This is a genomic window from Candidatus Hydrogenedentota bacterium (assembly GCA_019695095.1).
Lineage (GTDB): Bacteria > Hydrogenedentota > Hydrogenedentia > Hydrogenedentales > SLHB01 > JAIBAQ01.
Genome location: JAIBAQ010000036.1, coordinates 21,232 through 39,917 on the forward strand (window position 1 = coordinate 21,232; position 18,686 = coordinate 39,917).

The 18,686-nt window shown below is 57.4% G+C and carries 15 protein-coding genes and 3 tRNA genes; all 18 read right to left on the reverse strand.

Annotation, left to right across the window (positions count from 1 at the left end; all coding sequences use genetic code 11):
* Nucleotides 1-54: 54 nt before the first annotated feature.
* On the reverse strand, nucleotides 55-444 hold the full coding sequence (gene gspG, locus K1Y02_08410; protein MBX7256372.1) for a type II secretion system major pseudopilin GspG: 390 nt from the start codon (nucleotides 442-444) through the stop codon (nucleotides 55-57).
* A 32-nt stretch (nucleotides 445-476) separates the two neighbouring features.
* The gene (locus K1Y02_08415; protein ID MBX7256373.1) at nucleotides 477-1,688 is read right to left on the reverse strand and encodes a type II secretion system F family protein; all 1,212 of its coding nucleotides are present in this window, start codon (nucleotides 1,686-1,688) and stop codon (nucleotides 477-479) included.
* Nucleotides 1,669-3,420 carry a Flp pilus assembly complex ATPase component TadA gene (gene tadA / locus K1Y02_08420; GenBank protein ID MBX7256374.1) on the reverse strand — a complete coding sequence of 584 codons (1,752 nt, stop codon included), beginning with the start codon at nucleotides 3,418-3,420 and terminating at the stop codon, nucleotides 1,669-1,671. Before tadA ends, K1Y02_08415 begins: the two co-directional genes overlap by 20 nt.
* Before the next feature lie 326 nt (nucleotides 3,421-3,746).
* Nucleotides 3,747-4,766 (reverse strand): hypothetical protein, encoded by a 1,020-nt coding sequence (locus K1Y02_08425; GenBank protein ID MBX7256375.1) that lies wholly within the window; start codon nucleotides 4,764-4,766, stop codon nucleotides 3,747-3,749.
* Between the two features lie 70 nt (nucleotides 4,767-4,836).
* Nucleotides 4,837-5,436 (reverse strand): RNA polymerase sigma factor, encoded by a 600-nt coding sequence (locus K1Y02_08430; protein MBX7256376.1) that lies wholly within the window; start codon nucleotides 5,434-5,436, stop codon nucleotides 4,837-4,839.
* A 133-nt stretch (nucleotides 5,437-5,569) separates the two neighbouring features.
* Complete coding sequence (locus K1Y02_08435; GenBank protein MBX7256377.1) at nucleotides 5,570-6,604, reverse strand: glycosyltransferase; 1,035 nt, start codon at nucleotides 6,602-6,604, stop codon at nucleotides 5,570-5,572.
* A 34-nt stretch (nucleotides 6,605-6,638) separates the two neighbouring features.
* Nucleotides 6,639-7,775 carry a hypothetical protein gene (locus K1Y02_08440; GenBank protein MBX7256378.1) on the reverse strand — a complete coding sequence of 379 codons (1,137 nt, stop codon included), beginning with the start codon at nucleotides 7,773-7,775 and terminating at the stop codon, nucleotides 6,639-6,641.
* Between the two features lie 134 nt (nucleotides 7,776-7,909).
* The gene (yihA, locus tag K1Y02_08445; GenBank protein ID MBX7256379.1) at nucleotides 7,910-8,500 is read right to left on the reverse strand and encodes a ribosome biogenesis GTP-binding protein YihA/YsxC; all 591 of its coding nucleotides are present in this window, start codon (nucleotides 8,498-8,500) and stop codon (nucleotides 7,910-7,912) included.
* On the reverse strand, nucleotides 8,497-10,881 hold the full coding sequence (lon, locus tag K1Y02_08450) for an endopeptidase La (protein ID MBX7256380.1): 2,385 nt from the start codon (nucleotides 10,879-10,881) through the stop codon (nucleotides 8,497-8,499). Before lon ends, yihA begins: the two co-directional genes overlap by 4 nt.
* Before the next feature lie 153 nt (nucleotides 10,882-11,034).
* The gene (gene clpX, locus K1Y02_08455) at nucleotides 11,035-12,312 is read right to left on the reverse strand and encodes an ATP-dependent Clp protease ATP-binding subunit ClpX (GenBank protein ID MBX7256381.1); all 1,278 of its coding nucleotides are present in this window, start codon (nucleotides 12,310-12,312) and stop codon (nucleotides 11,035-11,037) included.
* A gap of 225 nt (nucleotides 12,313-12,537) precedes the next feature.
* Nucleotides 12,538-13,155 carry an ATP-dependent Clp endopeptidase proteolytic subunit ClpP gene (gene clpP, locus K1Y02_08460; GenBank protein MBX7256382.1) on the reverse strand — a complete coding sequence of 206 codons (618 nt, stop codon included), beginning with the start codon at nucleotides 13,153-13,155 and terminating at the stop codon, nucleotides 12,538-12,540.
* The gene (gene tig, locus K1Y02_08465) at nucleotides 13,145-14,596 is read right to left on the reverse strand and encodes a trigger factor (GenBank protein ID MBX7256383.1); all 1,452 of its coding nucleotides are present in this window, start codon (nucleotides 14,594-14,596) and stop codon (nucleotides 13,145-13,147) included. Before tig ends, clpP begins: the two co-directional genes overlap by 11 nt.
* Before the next feature lie 22 nt (nucleotides 14,597-14,618).
* A tRNA-Leu gene (locus tag K1Y02_08470) sits at nucleotides 14,619-14,703 on the reverse strand.
* Between the two features lie 82 nt (nucleotides 14,704-14,785).
* Nucleotides 14,786-14,861 (reverse strand) — tRNA-Lys (locus tag K1Y02_08475).
* Nucleotides 14,862-14,908: 47 nt separating this feature from the next.
* Nucleotides 14,909-14,983, reverse strand: a tRNA-Gly gene (locus tag K1Y02_08480).
* Between the two features lie 176 nt (nucleotides 14,984-15,159).
* A complete protein-coding gene (locus tag K1Y02_08485; GenBank protein MBX7256384.1) occupies nucleotides 15,160-16,188 on the reverse strand; it encodes a 2-hydroxyacid dehydrogenase in 1,029 nt (342 codons plus the stop codon).
* Between the two features lie 107 nt (nucleotides 16,189-16,295).
* Nucleotides 16,296-17,597 (reverse strand): Glu/Leu/Phe/Val dehydrogenase, encoded by a 1,302-nt coding sequence (locus tag K1Y02_08490; protein ID MBX7256385.1) that lies wholly within the window; start codon nucleotides 17,595-17,597, stop codon nucleotides 16,296-16,298.
* Nucleotides 17,598-17,610: 13 nt separating this feature from the next.
* The gene (locus K1Y02_08495; GenBank protein ID MBX7256386.1) at nucleotides 17,611-18,549 is read right to left on the reverse strand and encodes a hypothetical protein; all 939 of its coding nucleotides are present in this window, start codon (nucleotides 18,547-18,549) and stop codon (nucleotides 17,611-17,613) included.
* Between the last annotated feature and the right edge of the window lie 137 nt (nucleotides 18,550-18,686).

Sequence of the window (18,686 nt, forward strand, 5' to 3'; positions counted from 1 at the left end):
GCCCTGACCACAACACGGAATACCAAGGAGACTCGACTGGCTGACATTGACCCGCTACTCGATGCCCCATACCGATAGGTCGTCTTCGGTACCGGATTGTCCATCGATGCCGCGCGAAAACAGGTCGTATTTATTGGCTTTGCCCGGAACGCTGTATACGTAGGGGTTTCCCCATGGGTCGTTCTTGACCTTCTCGATGTACTTGATCCCCGTCTTGGGATCGGGCGTGGCAAGATCGTCGAGGGATTTCGGGTATTTGTCGTTGTGCTCAAGACCGTAGGCTTCGATGGCGCGCTGATACACGCCAAGGTCCGACTTCACTCGCGTCTCGCTCGCCTGCCGGCTGCGTCCCTGCACGCTGAAGGCGACCGCTCCCGCAAGGATGGAGATGATCACCATCACCAACAGCAACTCAATTAGTGTGAAACCGCTTTTGTCGTTCATGGTTCGATATCTCCGAAATAGGGATTTCCCTGTTACTTAACGTGAGAACTCAGAGTCACAATCGGGAGCAGCATGGCGATCACGAGCGTACCAATGATGCCTCCCATAATTACGATCATAATCGGCTCAAACAACGCCGTAAGCGCCTTGACCGCACGCTCAACCTCAAGATCGTAGGCGTCGGCCATGCGCTTGGTTACCGCGCCAAGGCGTCCGCTCTCTTCGCCGACGGCAAACATATTCACCACCATCGGCGGGAAATACTCGGTATCCTTGAGGCCCGAGCTGATGCTGTCGCCTTCCGCGACACGTTCCTCGATGATGGACAGTTCGTTGGCAATGGCCTTATTGCTCAAGGTATCGCTCGTAATGCGAATGGATCGCAGAATGGGCACGCCGTTGTCGATCAAGGTGCCCAATGTGCGGGCGAACTGCGCCATCACATACTTTTGTACGAGGACGCGTACTCCCGGGATGCGTAAAGTGAACTTATCTATCTGCAACCGCCCTGGCGCGCTGCGCCAATACGAGACGATTCCTCCTGCAATGAGCACGAATCCGAGGAGTACCGCCCACCAGAAGTGCGACATGAATGTGCAGAAGCCAAGCACAAACTGGGTAATCAACGGCAATTCGACTTCGAAATCCTCAAACAGCCCCACAAACTTCGGGAAGACGAACGAGACCAGGATGAAGATGGCCGCAGTTCCCATAAATAACAAGAAGATGGGATAAATCATCGCGGAAACAGCCGTCCCGCGCAGTTCTTCGTCGCGTTCTCCGAAAGCCACAATGCGCCACACCACTTCTTCGAGCATGCCACCCGATTCACCTGCGTGTATAAGGCTCACATGCATGGCGGGGAAGACTCGCGGGTGCCTTTCAAGCGCTTCGGCAAACGTGCTCCCCTTCTGAATGTCTTCTCGAATCTGCTCCACCACAGCGATGAGCTTCGGATTCGTATTCTGTTCGGCAATGGTCGATAAGGCGCGCGTGAGTGGCATCCCGGACTCGATCAGATTCGCGAGTTGCCGAAAGAAGACATTTCTGTCCTTGAGGCCAATTCGCAGAATGGCGCGTTTGATTGCGTCCTGTTTCGCGTCACCCGTGAACTCGCGAATCGAGATTGGGAAATACCCCATATCGCGCAGACGGGCAAGCGCGGCGCGCTGGCTTTCCGCTTCAAGAACGCCGGTCGTCGCCGGGCCGGGCCCTTTCTTTACCTCATACTGATACTGGGGCATGGACACTCTCGGGGTTGTCGTCGAAGGCATCCGACTCGGCCGTAACGCGAAGCACTTCTTCGAATGTAGTCAAACCTTGTGCAATGCGAACGCACCCGGAATGGCGAAGCGTCCGCATGCCGAGTTCCATGGCCTTGCGTTTGATATGTGTCGAAGGTTCGCGCCGTATTGTCATTTCCTTGATGGGAGAAGAGAACGGTAAGATCTCGTAGATCGCGATTCGCCCGCGATACCCCGTGTGACGGCATGCGTCGCATCCTTTTGCCCGCATGAACTTCGCGGTCTTTGCCATGCTGGCTTCCATACCTACTTGCGCCAGCGACAACGGTTCGGGCGTGAAAGGTTCCGCGCACTTCGGGCACAGTCGCCGCACCAAGCGCTGCGCAAGCGAGGCAATCATGGTGCTCGCGATGAGGAACGGCTCGACCCCCATGTCGGTGAGACGCGTTACGGCACCTGCTGCGTCGTTCGTGTGCAGCGTGCTAAACACAAGGTGCCCCGTCAGACTCGACCGGATGGCCATTTCGGCCGTTTCAAAGTCGCGAATTTCCCCCACCAGCATGATGTCGGGGTCATGGCGCAACATGGAACGCAGCGCCGTCGAGAAATCGAAGCCGATCTGCGGCAGCGTCTGCATTTGGGTAATGCCTTTAAGCTGGTATTCAATCGGGTCTTCGATGGTGATGATCTTGTGCTCAAGTTTGTTGAGCTTGCTCAGCGCCCCGTAAAGCGTGGTCGTTTTGCCGCTACCCGTAGGTCCCGTAACGAGGATCATGCCGTGCGGACGCGTCAAAAATGTGTTGAACAGCGTCAGATCTTCTTCCAGGAATCCGAGTTGTTCCAGCGTCATGAACATTGACGAACGATTCAGGATACGCAAGTTAACCGTCTCGCCGTGCGCGGACGGCAACACAGAAACGCGCAGGTCGAACTGGTCTTCTCCAAGCGACGCCCGGATCTTTCCGTCTTGAGGCAGGCGCTTTTCGGCGATGTTCAGGTTCGCCATGATCTTGATGCGCGACACGATAGCCGAATGGAACCCGCGAATCGTGGGCGGCGTCGGCACGGCGTGCAGTATGCCGTCGATGCGGTAACGCAAGCGCAATTGATCCTCAAAGGGCTCAAGGTGAACGTCGGTTGCTCCACTCTGAATGGCCTCGGCAATAAGTTCGTTCACGAACTTGATGATCGACGCGTCTATACTCTCATCACCCAGGTCTGCGCCGGCGCTGGCGGAGTCCAGGCTCAACACTGACCCGACGCTCTCCGAATCGCTGAGAATCTTCTCGACCGTATCCGCGCCAACGCCGTAGAGCATCTTGATCGTGCGCGTGATCTCTTCGGGCGTTGTCACTGCCGCGTCAACGCGCTGCTTCAAGACCATACGAATGTCGTCAAGCAGATGGCGATTGAGCGGATCGCACACGGCCACGACCAGCGTACCGTTGCGATCCTGGATGGGAACAAACTGATAGTGGGTGGCAAATCGGGCCGGCACGCGAGCCGCCACCTCGGGCGGTATTTCCATCTTGGAGGGTTGGACGAAGCGCATTTCGCAGAACTGCGCGAGCGAACGGTACAGCGCCTCGGCGGTCACGCAGCCCGTTTGGACGAGCACGTCCATCAGGGCGATGCCCTTTCCGGCAGCTTCCTGGCGGGCACGTGTCAGCCGCGCCTCATCCACCACACCATCGCGTAAGAGTTGTTTTTCGAAAGCGGATTCAACGGCCAAGGTTATATGCTCCAGAAATGAATGAACTCGTTATGTATCAAGATCTTATCAAACCCCGAACCAACCTGCAATGACAACCGCACCTCCGAACAACAAGGACTGCCCCAGGCGCAGCACACCGGAGACGGAGATGTCCCTGATTTCCGCAAGCCCCCAGCCCGGATTTCCGCGAACACACATGGACCTCTACCGTGATCAGTGCGATTACCACACTGTAAGCTACGAATGAGGCAGTTCCCCATAAACACAGTGTGTTCGTGAGAAACCCTCATGGGATAACCTCAATGTCCTGCATGTGAGCAAATTGCGCCGATACAAACCGCGGGCTAGCGCTTACGCTCCTCCGCCAAGACCATGAGGGCAGCCGTTGCTCGCTTCGCATAAACGGGGTTCTCGGCGGCGCGCTTGAAGTGCTCTTCGGCGGAAGAAAAATCACGCAGATCGTTCTGATATATCTCGCCGATCTTGATCTCGAGGAGGGCAACGGCAATGGGATCGGTGCACCGATCACGGGCCAAGGTCATTGCGGTCAACCGTGGAGACTTCGCGTTGGCGTCCTTTCCGGACTCTGCTTCTGCCAACAACAGCTTGCCCATATCGAGCGCAGCTTCCTCGGCAACCAGCGAATCCTTGTTGCCTACGATAATGCTCTCCAGCTTTCCGAACGGGTCCGTTCTATCCTTACGCGCGGTATCCAACGCATAGAGCGACGCAAACTGAACCGATTCCGCTTCCGCGAGGAGGTCCCGGCGAGCGATTACGTGACGTTCCCGTTCCGGGGTCTGCTTGACGTAGTCGTGGTATCGCGTCATGAGCGCGGTAGTCGCGGCCAGGGCCTCCGGATAGCGTTTGAGATCGTATGCCAAGTCAGCAACCCGCAGTTGGGCGTCCCCGGCTTTCACATCGTCTGCATTCGCCGCGAGGCAGTCTTGAAGCGACTGATAGGCTGTGGCAAGGTCTCCCTGTTTGACCAGCGCATCGGCCTTTTCGATGGCCGCACCCAATGGAGACGAGCCTGTTGCGCCAACCGTCGAAGCGACATGCACAACCGGGCTCGCGTGCTTGTCCGAGCGTACAAATCCAAGAGCAGCCAGTACCACGACACACGCCACCGTCGCTAATGCCAGCGCCACTCGACGCCCGCGCGCCGTCGCCGGGGAGCTAGCGAGACGGTTCCGCACAAGAGGCGCGAGGTCGAACTTCAGTTCCGGCTGATTAACAGGAATAGCTTCGCGCAGACCGCTCAACGCCTCATACTCCCGGCGCAGTCCTGCGTCTCGGGCCATCGCTTCTTCGAGCAGCCGTTTCTCCTGAGTAGAGGCGTCACCGTAAATAGATGCCGCCATGGCTGCCTCAATCCGACGTTTACGAAACAGGAACATGGTATGAGTCCTCTGAAAACATGAACTATCTAATCTAATTATCGTTCAAGCCTGGTTCGGGGTTGACGAAATCTTTCAACTGTACCTGCATCTTCCGTAGCGCCCGGAACAAATGCACCTTCACGCTCCCGACCGTACACCCGAGGACTTCCGCGATCTCCGCGAGTTGAAGCCCCTCGTAGTGCCGCATCACAAACACAGACCGCTGCGTCGGCGACAACACCTCCAGCGCCGCTTGGACGCGAGCGGCAATTTCCCCAGCCCGTACCCGGCGTTCGGTGTCAATCCCGGGCGTCAGGGTATCGGCAACCGCCAATGCTTCGATGCCGCTTTCGTCAAGGCTTTCGTGACGCCGGCGCTTGCGGCGCCGTGTGGCGTCAATCGACTGGTTAACCGTCAGCCGAAGCAGCCACGGGAGGAATCCGCCGGTGGGCTGCCAGGCATCGATTTTGCGAAACGCCTTGACAAACGCGTCCTGGGCCACGTCCAGCGCGTCTTCACGGTTCCCCGTAATGCGGTAGGCAATCGCATAGACCCGGCCCTGGTGCCTGCGGACCAGTTCTTCAAATGCGTGAGGGTCCCCGGCTTTGTATGCCAGGGCTAGTTCTTCATCACCCCTCGTTGGCAGATCCATTCGGATATGTCTTCCGGATTAAGAAACGTGTGGTTGTGGCAAAAGGTTTACACGTCAAGAGTAGCGTCGGGAGTAACCGGCTGCAACCTAGGTTCGGCAGTCCAATTCGGCTTGAGGCCCCTTGCCCTGAACGTCACGCCACAAACAGGAAATCCACGCCCTCCACGTACCCACGCGGCAACAGCCATCCCCGGATCAAGTCCCGAGCGCCCAGCGTACCCACGGCAATCAGGACAAAGACTTGTCCTGGCGGCGGCAACTCATCTGGAGGCACTACCGGTGTATCGTGGATGATCTCCCCGATCTTCCGTTCATTGATGTCCACTACCCCGGCAGGCCGCACGGAAATCCACTCTCGCAGCCAGCGTTTGCCCACCTCACCCGCCCCCCATTGATAGAACTGCACCGGGCGTCCCCGCGATGTACTGACCCCGTCCGGTCCGGGAACCAGAAGTCCCGACTCTCTAAGGAAATGCCTCTTCAGCGCGCGGAATGCCCCTTCGTTGTACCTCGGGTCGGTCATGGACAGGCGGTCGGGAGTGTCGTGCCAGTCCAGCAGGATGTCATCGACGTTCGCGAACCGGCCACCATCGAGCCATAGACGCATAATCAGGTCATAGTCCTCCGGCCACGCGCAGTCGCGATACCCGCCAACGCGCAGGTAAGCCTCGCGCCGCATGAAGAACGTGGGATGCGCAACTGGGCATTCAACGAAAATCTCGCGGACGATTTCGTCGTGACTTGTAAGTCCATTCAGCCAGTCAATGTATCGTTGTCGTCCATCCGTGATGCCGTCGCCAATCGCGCGAACCTGTGTTCCGCACAACGCCAGCGCGGAGTCGGACTGCATCAGTTCGAACTGCTTCTCCAATCGCGATGGATGCGCCACATCATCGGCATCCATACGCGCGATGTATAGGGCTGTGCTTTCACGGATTCCCCGCTGCAACGCGGAGACAATGCCCACATGCGGAAGTTCCATGACACGAATGCGCGCATCGTGGCGCGCGAGCAGTGACATCAACCGGGGCGAATCGTCCGTCGAGCCATCGTCGACAAGCAGCAATTCCCAATCGCCAACAGTCTGGGCGCACATGGAGAAAACGGCATTCTCCAACGAGGATTGAGCATTGAAGCAGGGCATCACGATGGAAATAGCGGGAGGCATGACTACAGTCTACATTTGGGTGATTCGCGGCGGCTCAGTGCTTTGCGATCTTCTGCCGGACCGTGTTGGCCTTATCGGCCTCGGAAGCGGCCGCGTAGAGATCGGCCGCCTTCGTATACCGGCGCTCGCAGAGCTTCATGAATAGCAGGGCGCGTTCTTTATCGCCTAGCGCGTCGTACCGTTCAGCCGCGCGGATCGCAAGTTCGCGATGCGCCGCGGCATTGGATGGCCGATACAGTTGCGCAATATGCTCCGTGACCAGAGCTGCCGCATTGGCAAATGCGGCAACCTCAGCCGCTTTGAGCACTCCGGCAAGGTATTCCAACTGCTGCTGTGCAAGCACGGCATCAAACGGCTGCTTCGAAAGCGCCGCGCGCGGAACCGATGTCCTCGCATACGCGCCAAAACCCTGCCTAAAACGCGCAAATGCCTCTTCCAGATCCTTCACATACGTCACCGTTCCGACCGTCAAATAATGCACGGGACTCGTTTCACTGGGTGTGGGCGTTTCTGTCTTTCGCGATTCGGTACGTCGCTTTGCCTGCTCGCGAGCGTCCACTTCGTACTTGGACGTGGCCTGTGTAAGCACACTGTGAATGCCTTGCTCGGCCATTTCCAGATACGCGGCACGGTTTTCCTGAGAGTAGAAGGCACTCTCAATCACCGATTCGATAATGATGACCGGTAGCTCGATGGCGCGACGTACATTCTTGCCTTGAAGAAGACACGCCACCAGTTCATTAAAGTATCCCGCAAAAATGTTGGGACCAATTGCGTGCTGCTCGGCTTCCATGGCGCGAAGCTCGCGCAAAATGTGCTGATAGATAAGATCGGCCGCGAAAACGTAGCCACGATCCTTCCAATTGATGGTCCCCTTGGCGGGATCGACACGAGGCATGGAATCGAGTTGAATTCGAATCTTGGAAGCGGTGACATACAAACCGCCGGACACTGCGATCTTCTTGATCTCTTCCAGGATTTCGGGCACTTGCGGGTCGTCCACCGACTGCAAGGCAACCAACTTCTTGACTTGCTCACCCAACGGAGCTGTAGTCAAACCCTGATCCTCAACGAGCGGATTGGCTGGACGCGGTGGCGACGTCTTTACAAATTCGGCTGGCTTAGACGGAGGCGGCGTCATTAAATCCGTGATGCGTTTGAACAACTCCATCACCGGCTCCCACGGTAGTAGACCGAGCTTCGAGCAACTACGTAGCGGTCACGACTTCCCCACGCAAAAGACTACACAGATTGTACACGCGAATCAATGTACATGATAGGATCGGTTTGATTTCGCATTAGTCTTTATTTTCGCGTAATACAGGCATCTATTGTATTCCAGAGTTCGCGCAGTCCTTCTTTCGACACCGCCGAAAACGGAATGATCGAATCCACCTCATCTATGCCCAGTTCCTCGGCCATCGCCTCAAGATAACGCATCCGCTCAGCCGCCCCCACTTTGTCCACTTTGGTGGCCACGAGCACTGTCGGCACCTTGGCTTCTTCCAACAGATCAAGTAGTTCGTGGTCGTTGTGCGAGGGTTTATGCCTCACGTCTATTAGGTGCGCAACAATTCGGAGCGTGTTACGCGTGGCCAGGTAGTCGGTTATGGCCCGCCCCCACTCTTCGCGGAGCGCCTTCGAGACTTTCGCGAAACCGTAGCCCGGCAGATCCACAAAATAGACGCTGCCGTTCACATCGAAGAAATTGATCATCTGCGTCTTGCCGGGCCGTTTGCTCGTCTTGGCGAGGTTCTTCTTGTTCAGGAGGACATTCAGCAGCGTCGACTTGCCCGCGTTGGACCGACCTGCGAAGGCAATCTCCGGGCGGCCGTCGCGCGGGAACTGGTCCGGCAGAATCGCGCTCTTGAGAAAGTCGGCGGACTTGATTCTCATTTCGCGGAGGCCCGTTTCCTTCCTGCAGGCTTGCGAGCACGCTTACGCGATCCGTCGGGTTTTCCGAATGCCACCGCGAACGCCTCTCCGACATCCGTCACCAGAATGATCTTGATATCCGCAAGGATTTCCTTGGGAATGTCCTTGAGATCCTTTTCATTCTCCTTGGGCAGAACAATGGTCCGTATGCCCGCCCGGTGCGCGGCCAGTACCTTCTCCTTTATCCCACCCACGGGCAACACAAGCCCACGCAATGTGATCTCGCCGGTCATGGCGAGCATCGGCGCGGGCGGAGTCGCTCGCAGCGCGGAAACCATCGAAACGGCCAACGCGACGCCTGCGGAGGGTCCGTCCTTGGGGATGGCGCCTTCCGGAACGTGAAGATGCAGGTCAAGGTTTCGAAAGAAGAGCGGCGGAATCTCCAGCTCTTTCGCATGGGCACGCAGGTACGTGTAGGCAGCTTGAGCGGATTCCTTCATCACGTCGCCCAATTGTCCCGTGAGCATGAGCGTACCCTTGCCCTTCATCGTGCTCGTTTCGATATTCAGAATGTCGCCGCCCGCCCACGTCCAGGCAAGGCCCACGGCCACACCCGGCATGGGAACCTTATCGGTCCGGATGTCGCTGTACATCTCGGGTCCAAGCAGTTCGACAACCTTTGTGTCGGATATGACGGTGCGACGTGTCCGCCGCTTGGTAACAACCTGATGCGCGACCTTTCGGCAGAGATTAGCCACTTGGCGCTCGAGCTCGCGGACTCCCGCCTCGCGCGTATACCGCTGAATGACGGTCTTCAAGGCGCCATCGGAGAAGTGCACTTCGCGCTCCGTCAATCCGGTCTCTTTCATCTGCTTCGGCACGAGAAACAGGCGCGCAATCCGCTCCTTCTCGAATGAGGTGTATCCCGACAACCGGACTACCTCCATACGGTCATGCAGCGGTCCAGGTATCTCGTATTCGCTGTTCGCCGTCGTGATGAAGAAGACCTCGCTGAGATCGAAATCCACTTCAAGGTAGTGGTCGCTGAACGATGTGTTCTGCTCGGGATCGAGCACTTCCAATAGAGCCGAAGAGGGATCGCCGCGAAAATCCATGCTCATCTTGTCAATCTCGTCCAGCATGAACACCGGATTTTTCACGCCCACACGTTTCAGGCTTTGCACGATACGGCCCGGCAACGCGCCAATGTATGTCCTGCGATGACCGCGGATTTCCGCCTCGTCACGCACACCGCCAAGAGATACTCGAATGAACTTTCGGCCCATCGCCCGCGCTACGGATTTCCCCAGCGAAGTCTTTCCGACACCGGGAGGCCCAACCAAGCATAGGATAGGACCTTTGGTACTCTTGCTCAGTTTACGGACCGCCAGAAACTCAAGGATGCGCTCTTTAACCTTGACCAGTCCAAAGTGATCTTCGTCAAGCACGCGGCGCGCGGACTTCAAATCCAGCGAATCGCGCGTGCGCTTTTGCCACGGCATATCCGTCAGCCACTCGATATAGGTGCGGATAATCCCGGCCTCCGGGCTCATTGCAGGCATGCGCTCGAATCGCGTGAGTTCGCGAAGCGCTTTTTCGCGGACTTCCTCCGGCATCTTCGCGTTCTCAATCAACTCACGAACTTCGCTCGGCTCGTCGCCACCGCCTTCGCCGCGGCCGAGTTCCTGGTGGATGGCTTTAAGCTGCTCGTGCAGGTAGTACTCGCGCTGGCTACGGTCCATTTGTTCGCGGATGCGCTCGCGAACGCGCTGCTCGATTTCCAGCATCTCCCCCTCGCGCATAAGAAGCGAGGACAGTTTCTCGAGACGTTCCATCACATCGAATACGTCGAGAAGGCCCTGCCGTTCTTCTACGCGAAGCGGCAAGTAGGCGCTGATGAGGTCGGATAACGCGTTTGCGTCGGTAATGCCTCGCAACGACGCGACAACTTCCGGCGCGACCCGGCCGCTCTGCTTGACGTACGTCTCGAATTGACCGAGCGACGTGCGCATCAGAGCCTCCACGTGCGGCCCTTCAATGACGGATTCCGGTACCCGTTCCACCGTGGCCTCGCACAAGTCCCCGCGATTACGCGTGCGCAGGAGCCGGCCTCGGCCCAATCCCTCCACGACCACCTTGATGGTGCCATCGGGCATGCGTAGCGTCTGAAGGATACTCGCCGCCACCCCTGCGGAGTACAGGTCTTTGAACCCCGGCGAGTCGATCGCGGGATCCCGCTGCGTACACAGAAACAACGGGGAGCCACCCGTCAAACACTCTTCCACAGCGACAATCGAGGACTTCCTACCCACGAGCAGCGGCACGACCATGCGCGGAAAGACCACCACATCCTTCAAAGGAAGCAGTGGCAACTTATGGGTCTCGGATTCCTTGTCTTTCAACGTCTTTTACCCTTCTTCGGGGACCATTCCCCGCGATCGCGCGATAACCAAAAAGACCGGAAGGGAAGACTCCCTTCCGGCCGCGAAACAGACCCTCTTGCGCCGAAACTTGAGGGCGATATCGACTAGTCTTGCGTGAGGCCTTCGCGGGCCCTACGCCGAGGCGGTGCGGCCTTGCTCGCCCACTGCCTTGAATTCCTCATGTTCGTAGACGAGCAGGGGATCTTCCTTGTGCCGGATGACGCCTGCAGTAATAACGCATTCTCGCACATCCTTGCGCGAGGGAATGTCAAACATAACGTCGAGCATCACTTCTTCCAGGATGCTGCGCAGACCGCGCGCGCCCGTTTCCTTCTCAAGAGCACTGTCAGCGACCGCTTCGATGGCCTCATCCTTGAACGAAAGCTTGACGTTCTCCAATTCGAACAGTTTCTGATACTGGCGAATGATCGCATTCTTCGGCTCGACCAGGATGCGAATCAAGTCTTCCTTGTTGAGCTCGTGTAGCGTTGCCGTGATCGGCAGACGACCTGAGAATTCGGGAATCATGCCGAACTTGATGAGGTCTTCCGGCTCAACCATCTCGAGAATCTCGCCGACGCTGCGATCCTTTTTCGACTGAATCTCAGCGTTGAAGCCAATCACGGTCTTGCGCGTGCGTTTCTCGATGATACGTTCAAGACCATTGAAGGCCCCGCCGCAGATGAACAGGATATTGGTCGTGTCGACTTGAATGCACTCCTGCTGCGGGTGCTTACGTCCGCCTTGCGGCGGCACATTGGCAACCGTGCCTTCAAGGATCTTAAGTAAGGCTTGCTGTACACCCTCACCGGAGACATCGCGCGTGATCGACGGACTGTCGCTCTTGCGGGCGATCTTGTCGATTTCGTCAATGTAAACGATGCCGGACTCGGCGCGCCCTTGATCAAACTCAGCCGCCTGGAGAAGCTTAAGGATGATATTCTCAACGTCGTCTCCGACGTAACCCGCCTCGGTGAGGGTGGTGGCGTCGACTACGGCAAACGGCACATCCAACAACTTCGCAAGTGACTGGGCCAGAAGGGTTTTACCGCAACCAGAAGGCCCTATAAGCAATACATTGGACTTCTGGATTTCTACGCCGTCGATTTCGCCGCCTGAAGCGATGCGCTTGTAATGATTGTGAACGGCTACGGAGAGAATTCGCTTGGCCTGTTCTTGACCGACTGCGTACTGGTCGAGGAAAGCCTTGATTTCGGCGGGCTTCGGTACGCGGAGACTTCGCGTAACCCCTTTACGGGCGCGATCTTCTGCGACTATATCGGCGCAAAGACTGACGCACTCGTCGCATATATTTACGTCTGGCCCTGCTATGAGCTTGCTAACTTCATCGTGGCGCTTGCCACAGAACGAACACGTGTGCACATCACCCCGGGTGCGATGAGGAGCCATACGAACCTCCCTTACAACCTGCCAGACATAGATGTCTTATAGCAGTTAAGGGCGAATTTGTCAACAGTTTTCTTCACGGCTTCCCTCGCCTACCGTCGGCTATCGTCCCTATTGTGCCTTCAAGATAGGCATTTGCGCAACTCCTTTCCGGAATTGCTCATACAGAATCAGGTAACACACCCAATCGATCCTCTATTTCACGCGAGGGTTCCCGCGAACAAGGACCTAGCGCTTCAGCACTTCGTCGATCAGACCGTAGGCTTTGGCCTCATCGGCGCCCATGAAGAAATCACGGTCGCTGTCGCGTCGAATGGCTTCAGAGGTCTGCCCCGTGTGCCGGACAAGGATCTCGTCAATCATCTCACCTATGCGCATGATTTCGCGGGCCTGGATGTCAATGTCGGATGCTTGTCCGTGGATTCCACCCATAGGTTGATGAAGCAGGAAGCGCGAATAGGGCAATGCGAATCGCTTGCCTTTTTCACCGGCACTCATGAGTACGGCGGCCATGCTGGCGGCCTGCCCAAGACAAATCGTTGAAATGTCGGGCTTTATGTACTGCATGGTGTCATAAATCGCCAGCCCCGCGGTCACACTGCCCCCCGGAGAGTTGATGTAGAGCTGGACGTCTTTGTCGGGGTCTTCGGCTTCGAGGAAAAGCAACTGGGCGATGATGTAGTTCGCCACGTAATCGTCTATGGGCATCCCCAGGAATATGATTCGATCGGCAAGGAGTCGCGAGTAGATGTCGTAAGGACGTTCTCCGCGGCTCGTCTGCTCGTAAATCGTTACGGCTTGTACGTCCAACGGATTCACAAGCCGGATACCCGGACTAGTGTTCATGGTCATGGTGGTGATCATGTTCCTGTTCTTCGTCAAGAGCGTCGGCCGGTACTTCCTTGTCGGTAACGACCGCATGCTCCATGATAACGTTCAGGGCCTTATTGCGGTAGATGCGCGACTCGTACATGCTGCGCCGATCATTTTCGGATGCAAGATAGTGGCTCACGGTATCCGTATCCATGCCCCACTGCGTGGCAAGCGCCTCGGCTTCCTTCTCGAAATCTTCGTCGGTGACTTCGATGCCCTCGGCCTCGCCTACTTCATTGAGCGCGACCATCTGCTTGATTTCCGTGATGGCCGACTCGCGAGCTTCTTTCATGAGTTCTTCGGTACGCGACATGATGGCATCCGCGTGTACGCGGTGCGACATCAAGTGCCGGACTTCGCGCTCGAAATGCTCGTGGGCTACGGCTTCGATGAGCGACTTCGGAATCTCGTAGGTGCTGTTCTTCACGACTTCTTCCAGAGCGCGGCGGCGAGCGATGGACTCGCTCATCTGCTTCGAATTGGTATTCAGCCGTTCCGCAACCTTCGTCCGCAGGTCGTCAACGTTCTCATATCCCGACAGCTTGGCAAAATCGTCGCTCAATTCGGGAAGAACCTTGCGCTTGACCTCGCTCACGTTGATGGTGAAATTCGCGGTCTTGCCGCGAAGCTTCTCGCTGGGCGTTTCTTCCGGGAAGGTTACGTCGCACTTCAACTCATCCCCTGCGGAACTCCCCAGAAGGGCTTTCTCAAATTCGGGGAAGAAGCGCTTCGTGCCCAGAATGTACGGGTAATCCGTGGCCTTGCCGCCCTGGAAGGGCTCCCCGTCAATCTGCCCCTCAAACGAGATGATTAACTGGTCGCCGTCTGCGGCAACGCCCTCGGCAAGGGTCTCGAACGTCGCGTATCTTTCGCGCAATTCGTTGACGGCCTCTTCGCAATCACTGTCCTTGACGGTGACAACGGGGCGCTCAACCGCGATACCACGATACTTGCCCAATTCAATCTTCGGCGTAACTTCAAACTTCAGCGTGAAGGAAAGAGGTACATCATCTTTGCCCTGGCTTTCCTCGATCCCCTCGATATCTGGCGCGCCGATGGGCTTGAGGGACTTGTCGGTCAGAAGCTTCCGAAACGCCGCGGAGACCAGCTTCTGTTCGACTTCGGACCGGACGGCCTTCGAGAACTTCCGCTCGATGAGCTTGCGCGGGGCGCGTCCCCGGCGGAAACCCGGCACTTCGGCGTCGTGTTTGAGTTCGTCGAACAGGGTGTCGGCCTGCTTCTGACGATTCGCGGCAGGGACGACAACCTTGACCTCATAGGCACACTCGCCTTTGTACTCGACATCAAAGGTGGGATCCTCGACGAACTTAAACTCTTCGTCTCCCGCCTCGGCGTCGGTGGCAACGGGCTTCTCTTCTGTCACGGTCGCTGCATCTTTTTCTTGGTCGGCCATGTCTCACATTTCACTTCACAGTTGGTGGGCGAGGCGGGAGTTGAACCCGCACATCTTGCGATACTGGATCCTAAGTCCAGCGCGTCTGCCAATTCCGCCACTCGCCCAGAGAGTCTGCTGACAAGGATTGGCTCCGCATAGGATCGCCGGAAAGGCTGCTTGAGCGCAAACCGGAAATGAAACAAGAACTGGTGGGCCGCGAGGGAATCGAACCCACGACCTTGTGATTAAGAGTCACCTGCTCTACCATCTGAGCTAGCGGCCCACTACCGCTGACTTGGGGTGTTACCCCCTCGTCGACGAAAATAAAAATGGAGCGGGAGACGGGATTTGAACCCGCGACGTCAACCTTGGCAAGGTTGCACTCTACCACTGAGTTACTCCCGCTCAGCAAGCGGCAGGCATGATAGCATACGGGGATAGGCGTGTCAAGAAATGGAGCTCGCTAACAGCACAGGCCCAAGGGACTGTATGGTCGCGCCTTAATTCACCCGGCTCGCAACTGTTGGGGAGGTCACTTCATCCCGTCGTCGACACCTTCGCACCTTCGTCACAGACTACGTCTAGCCTGCCGCGTGCAACCGAGGAGAATAGTCGGAAATGGCACGCATCACCGCATTGTGACAACGTCCCGTCCGCTCAAACTCGGTAATGTTCTCCAGTGTTGCCGCGGCCAAATACGCCAAAGACGCTTGCGAAAGATACCCTTGATGGCTCGTGACGATCACGTTTGAAAAGGACATCAACTTCGGCATCACGTCCTGAAACGTCGTTGCTGTCGCTCGTTCCACCCCGTGAAACTCATCTTCCTCTTCATACAGGTCCAAGCCCAAATAGCCGATCCGGCCACTCTTGAGCCCCTCCAGAATCGCCGTCGGACTGAGCAACGCGCCATGAGACGTGTTAACGAGCATCACGCCGTCCTTCATCTCCTTGATGGCTTTGCGCCCGATCATGTGACGGGTGTCGGCGGTCAACGGACAATGCAACGTTACGATATCGGACTGGGCAAGCAACTCGTCAAACGCGACATAGGCGCCATGGGCCTCGAACAGCAGATTAGGAATGAGGTCACAGCCAAGAACATTGCAGCCGAACCCCTCAAACATGCGCGCGACGGCCCTTCCGATGGAGCCGGTCCCAATGATTCCGACCGTCTTCTCGTTGAGGTCAAACCCTACGAGTCCCTCTTGCGAGGGATTGCCATCCTTCACGCGCTCACACGCGCGCGGAATTCGGCGGCTCAACGCTAAAACGAGGGCGAGGGTGTGCTCCGCGATAGAATGTGGCGAATACCCCGGTGTCCGCACCACCACGATACCGCCTCCCCACGCCGCCTCCAGATCGACGCGGCTAACTTCGGGAGTACGAAGCGCCAGGAGCCGTGTGCCGCCGGACACAAGCGTTTGTATGACGCGCGCATCAGCTTCGTCTCCCGCGGAAACGCAGACACATGGAAATCCCTTCGCGATCGGTGCGGTCTCGGAGTTGAGCGGCGATCGCAGGAAGGTCAGAGCGTGGCCATATCTGCTATTGGCTTCCGAAAAAGGGGCCTCATCGTGAGTACTTGTGCTGAATACGGCAACGCGCATATGCGTTACTCCCGTTCAATACCCCTGGACAGCGATTTCAAAAGACGGCAGATACCCCACCCCATCTTAGAGGGCGCGCTGATGGATGTCCAGCAGGAAAAGGAGCGTCAAACCAGGTTCCGCTGCACCATGGTTTCGTACACGCGCTGGAGTGCGACGTCGGTGCTGGCCTCGGACATGGAGCGGCCTCGCTTCACGAAGGGTTCCATCGCGGCCAACATGGCGTCAAAACGATCGCGAATATGCGCGAGGACGGCGTCGCGGTTGAACTTGGGGCCGCCAAGTGCTTGCCGGAATTCGAGGTTGGATGCGATCACGCCACCCGCGTTTGCATAGGTATCGGGAATTACGGTGATGCCCCGCTCTTCGAGCGACTTCATCGCTTCATAGGTCACTGGCATGTTGGCCGCTTCGACGACGGCCTTAGCCTTGACGCTCGCGGCATTGTCTGCATGGATAACGTGGCCGGTTGCAGCGGGAATCAGATAGTCACATTTCAATGCAAACAGGGCTGCATTGCTGATGGATTTCGCGCGAAAGCCGTCCACGTGCCCTACCCGGTTGCAGTGTGCGATCAACGCAGGGATATCCAGGCCCTGCGGCGCATGCACACCCGCAGTCATATCCGTTACGGCAACGATACGCGCGCCAGCATCGTAGAGGAAACGCGCCGCGTGCGAACCCACTTTGCCAAAACCCTGGATAGTGATGGTGGTCTGTGCGGGTGAGATACCACGCTTCTCAAGATCCTTCAGAACCGCATAGTACACGCCGTAACCGGTGGATTCCGCACGCCCTGGCAACCATCCCTCGATGCCATCGGGCTTGCCTGTCACGGAGGCGGGGTCATACGTCTCGTTATAGATACACACCATCTCAGGACCGCCCGACCCCATGTCCGGGGCGGGCACGTATTCGTGACTGGCAAACAACGGTCCAAAGTGCCGCGCAAACTCGGTCATGATGTCGGTCTTGGCAATGCGTTCGAATTCCCGGTAGGCGCCTCGAAAACGCTTGGCCTTCTTCATATCGTTGTAGAGCGCCCGCAGGTCGACGCTGATCCCCGATTTGCCGCCGCCGAGTTCGATATCGGCCAAGGCCGTCTTCAACGTCATTAGACGCGCCAGTTCTGTGGTTTCCCACAGGTCTACGTCCTTGGCGAGGCGAATTCCGCCTTTGTAGGGGCCACGCGCGCGGTTGTGCAATACGATTCCGCTAATGATGTTCACTACAGCGCCGAGAATCGGCACCGGCAACCGTTGAATGTGAACGGCGTAAGGCTTGATGACTTCCTGAATGGCGTGCGTCGAGATACGCATGCGACGCGCGCTTTCCAGCAACAAGCGGGCGGACCGAGTTGGGGGTTCTTTGCTAAGGACATAGTCCTCAATATTGTTGCCGATCCGCATCTAAGAGTCCGCTCTATGCGCCGGCGGGCGGTGCCGCTGGTGCAGGTGCCGCTGGTGCAGGTGCCGCTGGTGCAGGTGCCGCTGGTGCAGGTGCCGCTGGTGCAGGTGCCGGGACTGCTGGTGCAGGTGCTTCTTTCGGAGCGCCCTCGGCAGGCTTCGCTTCTTCCGCGGGCGGTTTATTCTCGGACCGAAGCTTCTCCGCGCCTTCCTTGGTGGCGATAACGGTCTTGTCCGTCAGCAGAACCAATTCGAGCGCAGGAAATTTCGCTATAAGGTCATCGCGCAGGAATTGAATCAACGTCGTTTGGGGCTTCACGTCTACCGTCCACTTGCGGTCCGCGGGCGGTAGGGCGACAACCGATTGATCAACCGACAAGACCCCATCCACTCGTTTAGAGACATCGTTCAGAATATCGACAAGATCGGCATCAGCAAAGCTGAGCGGTGGGGTCGAAATATCCGCGGACAGTTTTTCCTGCAGTTCTGGCGTGACCTTCTGACCTGAGATCGACACAAGCTCCCGCTCTCCTGAGTTCTCGTCCGCAGCCGGTTTCGGAGCATTCGGGTCTATGTCGTCGTAGTCGACGGACGTCACCTGACGTCGCGGGACCTCAAGCGTTATGTCGTCTCCAGAGACTACCTCAAGTACGTATGAACTCGCCGTTTCGCGAAGCACCTGAAACCCGGAAATCACCTTCCCGTTCTTCATGTGCAGGATATCGCCTTTTAACGGAACCGGCTGGGCCTCCGCTTCAGCGGCCGCAGCACCCTCTTGAGGTTTGGCATTTGCATCCGTGGCAGCCTCGGCGTCGCCAGGCTTTGCTTTTTCTGCAGCTTCCCCCGCCTGAGCTCCGTCTGCGGGATCTTTGGCCGGCGCGGCCTCGGCGGCGTGCGCGAACCTTACGGCTGCAAACGCCAGCAACACGGTCAAACACACCACCCTAAACCACATTGGCAAGAGTTCCTTCTTCCTCCGAGTGCATGTCACAGCGCCCGGTTCTCTAGTCACCAAGCCCCCGTATCGAGTCCAGCGCGGCGGAGCTCCGCACTCTCGATACCTCACTATCGAACCTCATTCTAAGAGTCTGC

What these genes read in the sequence shown, in the direction of transcription:
- K1Y02_08440 (MBX7256378.1), bottom strand. Translation starts at nt 7,775, where the DNA reads ATGGAGTTGTTCAAACGCATCACGGATTTAATGACGCCGCCTCCGTCT.
- clpX (MBX7256381.1), bottom strand. Translation starts at nt 12,312, where the DNA reads ATGGCTCCTCATCGCACCCGGGGTGATGTGCACACGTGTTCGTTCTGT.
- gspG (MBX7256372.1), bottom strand. Translation starts at nt 444, where the DNA reads ATGAACGACAAAAGCGGTTTCACACTAATTGAGTTGCTGTTGGTGATG.
- clpP (MBX7256382.1), bottom strand. Translation starts at nt 13,155, where the DNA reads ATGAACACTAGTCCGGGTATCCGGCTTGTGAATCCGTTGGACGTACAA.
- K1Y02_08415 (MBX7256373.1), bottom strand. Translation starts at nt 1,688, where the DNA reads ATGCCCCAGTATCAGTATGAGGTAAAGAAAGGGCCCGGCCCGGCGACG.
- K1Y02_08430 (MBX7256376.1), bottom strand. Translation starts at nt 5,436, where the DNA reads ATGGATCTGCCAACGAGGGGTGATGAAGAACTAGCCCTGGCATACAAA.
- tig (MBX7256383.1), bottom strand. Translation starts at nt 14,596, where the DNA reads ATGGCCGACCAAGAAAAAGATGCAGCGACCGTGACAGAAGAGAAGCCC.
- K1Y02_08485 (MBX7256384.1), bottom strand. Translation starts at nt 16,188, where the DNA reads ATGCGCGTTGCCGTATTCAGCACAAGTACTCACGATGAGGCCCCTTTT.
- K1Y02_08490 (MBX7256385.1), bottom strand. Translation starts at nt 17,597, where the DNA reads ATGCGGATCGGCAACAATATTGAGGACTATGTCCTTAGCAAAGAACCC.
- K1Y02_08435 (MBX7256377.1), bottom strand. Translation starts at nt 6,604, where the DNA reads ATGCCTCCCGCTATTTCCATCGTGATGCCCTGCTTCAATGCTCAATCC.
- K1Y02_08425 (MBX7256375.1), bottom strand. Translation starts at nt 4,766, where the DNA reads ATGGCGGCATCTATTTACGGTGACGCCTCTACTCAGGAGAAACGGCTG.
- K1Y02_08495 (MBX7256386.1), bottom strand. Translation starts at nt 18,549, where the DNA reads ATGTGGTTTAGGGTGGTGTGTTTGACCGTGTTGCTGGCGTTTGCAGCC.
- yihA (MBX7256379.1), bottom strand. Translation starts at nt 8,500, where the DNA reads ATGAGAATCAAGTCCGCCGACTTTCTCAAGAGCGCGATTCTGCCGGAC.